Annotated in this window: 3 protein-coding genes; all 3 read left to right on the top strand. The window is 74.9% G+C overall.

The features are described 5' to 3' along the window. On the top strand, window positions 1-330 hold a 330-nt coding region (locus QSJ97_RS24320; RefSeq protein ID WP_285675075.1), incomplete at its 5' end, for an FAD-linked oxidase C-terminal domain-containing protein. A 74-nt stretch (window positions 331-404) separates the two neighbouring features. Beyond that, window positions 405-1715: an FAD-binding protein gene (locus QSJ97_RS24315; RefSeq protein ID WP_285675074.1), complete on the top strand. Its 1311-nt coding sequence runs from the start codon at window positions 405-407 to the stop codon at window positions 1713-1715. A gap of 10 nt (window positions 1716-1725) precedes the next feature. Next, window positions 1726-3022 (top strand): glycolate oxidase subunit GlcF (gene glcF / locus QSJ97_RS24310; protein ID WP_285675073.1); only part of this gene is annotated, 1297 nt, incomplete at its 3' end.

The raw sequence follows: 3022 nt of genomic DNA, 5'->3' as shown, positions 1-3022 counted from the left end.
GTCTTCCATGCCGGCGACGGCAACATGCATCCGCTGATCCTGTTCGACGCCAACCGGCCGGGCGATCTCGAGAAGGCCGAGGCGCTCGGCGCCGACATCCTGCGGCTCTGCGTCGAGGTCGGCGGCTGCCTGACCGGCGAGCACGGGGTCGGCATCGAGAAGCGCGACCTGATGGGGCACCAGTTCTCCGACGCCGATCTCGAGGCGCAGATGCGGGTGAAGGACTGCTTCGACCCGGGCTGGCTGCTGAACCCGGCCAAGGTGTTCCCGCTCGCGGCCTCGGCGGCGCGGCGGGCGGCCCCGGCGGCGCGGCACGGGGCCGGGCGATGACCGGGACGGACGCCGCGGCGGGCGCGGAGGCGGGCGCAGAGACGGGCGCAAAGACGGGCACAATGACGGGCACAATGACGGCTACGGCGGGCGCGGCGCCGGCGGCGCTGCGGCCGGCCACGGAGGCGGAGCTGGCCGAGGCGGTGGCCGGGCATGGGGCCGCGCAGGGCGGCGCGCAGGGCGCGCGCCGGGGGCTGGAGATCCGCTCGGGCGGGACCCGGGGCGGGCTCGGCCGGCCGGTGCGGGCGGCGGCGGTGCTCGATGTCTCCGGGCTCTCCGGCATCCGGCTGCACGATGCCGGGGCGCTGACCCTGGTGGCCGGCGCCGGCACGCCGATGGCCGAGATCGAGGCGGCGCTGGCGGCCGAGCGCCAGCGCCTCGCCTTCGAGCCGATGGACCACCGCGCGCTCTATGGCAGCGCCGGGTCGCCGAGCATCGGCGCGGTGGCGGCGGGCAACATCTCCGGGCCGCGGCGGATCCAGGCCGGGGCCTGCCGCGACAGCCTGATCGGGCTGCGCTTCGTCGACGGGCGCGGCACGGTGCTGCGGAGCGGCGGGCGGGTGATGAAGAACGTCACCGGCTACGACCTGGTGAAGCTGCTCTGCGGCGCGCTCGGCACCCTCGGGGTGCTGACCGAGGTCGCCTTCAAGCTGCTGCCGGCACCGGAGGCGGCGGCGACGCTGGCGCTCGAGGGGCTGGAGACGGCGGATGCGGTGGCGGCGATGTCGGCCGCCCTCGGCACCCCCTACGAGGTGACCGGGGCGGCGCATCTGCCGGCGGCGGCGGCGGATGGCACGGCGCTGACGCTGCTGCGCATCGAGGGCTTCGAGGCCCAGGTCGGCTATCGCATCGGGCGGCTGCGCGAACGGCTGCCCGGCGATGCCCGGGTGATCGAGGGCGCGGCGCATGCCGCGCTCTGGCGCCGGGTGCGCGATGCCGAGCCCTTCGCCGCCGAACCGGCTGCCGATGGCGCTGGCGATGGCGGGGGCGATGGCGGGGGCGACCCGCGCCCGGTCTGGCGGATCTCGGTGGCGCCCGGCGATGCGCCGGCGCTGGTGGCGGCGCTGGCGGCGCGGCTCGGCGCCGAGACGATGCTCGACTGGGGCGGCGGGCTGATCTGGGCGCGCCTGCCCGCCAGCCTGCCCGATGCCAGCCCCGCCAGCCCCGCCAGCCCCGATGACAGCCCCGATGCCCATGCCGCGGCGCTGCGGGCGCTGCTGCCGGCGCGCGGCGGCCATGCCACGCTGGTGCGCGCGCCGGCGGTGCTGCGCGCCGCGGCGGCGGTGTTCCAGCCCGAGCCGCCGCGGCTCGCCGCGCTCTCGGCCTCGCTGCGCCGCGCCTTCGATCCCGAGGGCATCCTGAACCCCGGCCGCATGGCCGCCTGAGGAGACCTGCATGCAGACTGTCTTCACGCCCGAGCAGCTCGCCGATCCGGGGATCGCGCGGTCGAACGAGGTGCTGCGCGCCTGCGTCCATTGCGGCTTCTGCACCGCCACCTGCCCGACCTACCAGATCCTCGGCGACGAGCTCGACAGCCCGCGCGGGCGGATCTACCTGATCAAGCAGATGCTGGAGAGCGGCGCCAGGCCCGACCCGAAGACCGTGCTGCATGTCGACCGCTGCCTGTCCTGCCTCGCCTGCATGACCACCTGCCCCTCCGGCGTGCATTACATGCATCTCGTCGACCATGCCCGGGAATACATCCAGCAGCACCACACCCGGCGCTGGGACGACCGGGCGCTGCGCTGGCTGCTGGCGCGCATCCTGCCCCATCCGATGCGCTTCCGCCTCGCCATGCTGGGGGCGAAGATCGCCCGGCCGTTCCGCCGCCTGGTGCCGGATCCGCGGCTGCGCGCCATGCTCGAGATGGCGCCGCGGCGGATCCCGCCGGTCAGCCGCAACGACGACCCGCAGGTGTTCCCGGCCGAGGGACCGCGGCAGCTGCGCGTGGCGCTGATGACCGGCTGCGCCCAGCGTGCGCTCAACACCGACATCAACGACGCCACCATCCGCCTGCTCACCCGCCACGGCGCCGAGGTGGTGGTGGCCGCGGGCGCCGGCTGCTGCGGCGCGCTCACCCATCACATGGGCAAGACCGCCGAGAGCCACGCCGCCGCGGCGCGCAACATCCGCGCCTGGATGCGCGAGATCGCCGGCGACGGGCTCGACGCCATCGTCATCAACACCTCCGGCTGCGGCACCACGGTGAAGGATTACGGCCACATGTTCCGCAACGCCCCGCTGGCCGCCGAGGCCGCCCGGGTGGCCGGGCTGGCGAAGGACCTGACCGAGGTGATGGCCGGGCTCGGGCTGCGCGCGCCGGGCCATGCGCCGGCGCTCCGCGTCGCCTATCACGCGGCCTGCTCGCTGCAGCACGGCCAGAAGATCAGGGCCGAGCCGAAGGCGCTGCTGAAGGCCGCCGGCTTCACCGTGCTCGAGCCGCGCGAGCCGCATCTGTGCTGCGGCTCCGCCGGCACCTACAACCTGATGCAGCCCGAGCTCTCGGCGCAGCTGCGCGACCGCAAGGCCGGCCATCTCGAGGCGCTCGCGCCGCAGGTCATCGCCGCCGGAAACATCGGCTGCATGATGCAGATCGGCGCCGCAACAAAAACCCCCATCCTCCACACCGCAGAACTCCTCGACTGGGCAACCGGAGGACCAGAACCAACCGCATGGAAGGAAAGGGACAGGG

Origin of the sequence: Paralimibaculum aggregatum, from assembly GCF_030270585.1 — a bacterium.
Lineage (GTDB): Bacteria > Pseudomonadota > Alphaproteobacteria > Rhodobacterales > Rhodobacteraceae > Thermohalobaculum > Thermohalobaculum aggregatum.
The sequence above is the reverse complement of the archived record's forward strand: the minus strand, read 5'-3'. Positions and strand labels throughout refer to the sequence as shown.

Bases quoted from the DNA above. Each gene is read 5' to 3' on its own strand.
- QSJ97_RS24315 (WP_285675074.1), top strand. From the start codon at position 405: ATGACGGCTACGGCGGGCGCGGCGCCGGCGGCGCTGCGGCCGGCCACG.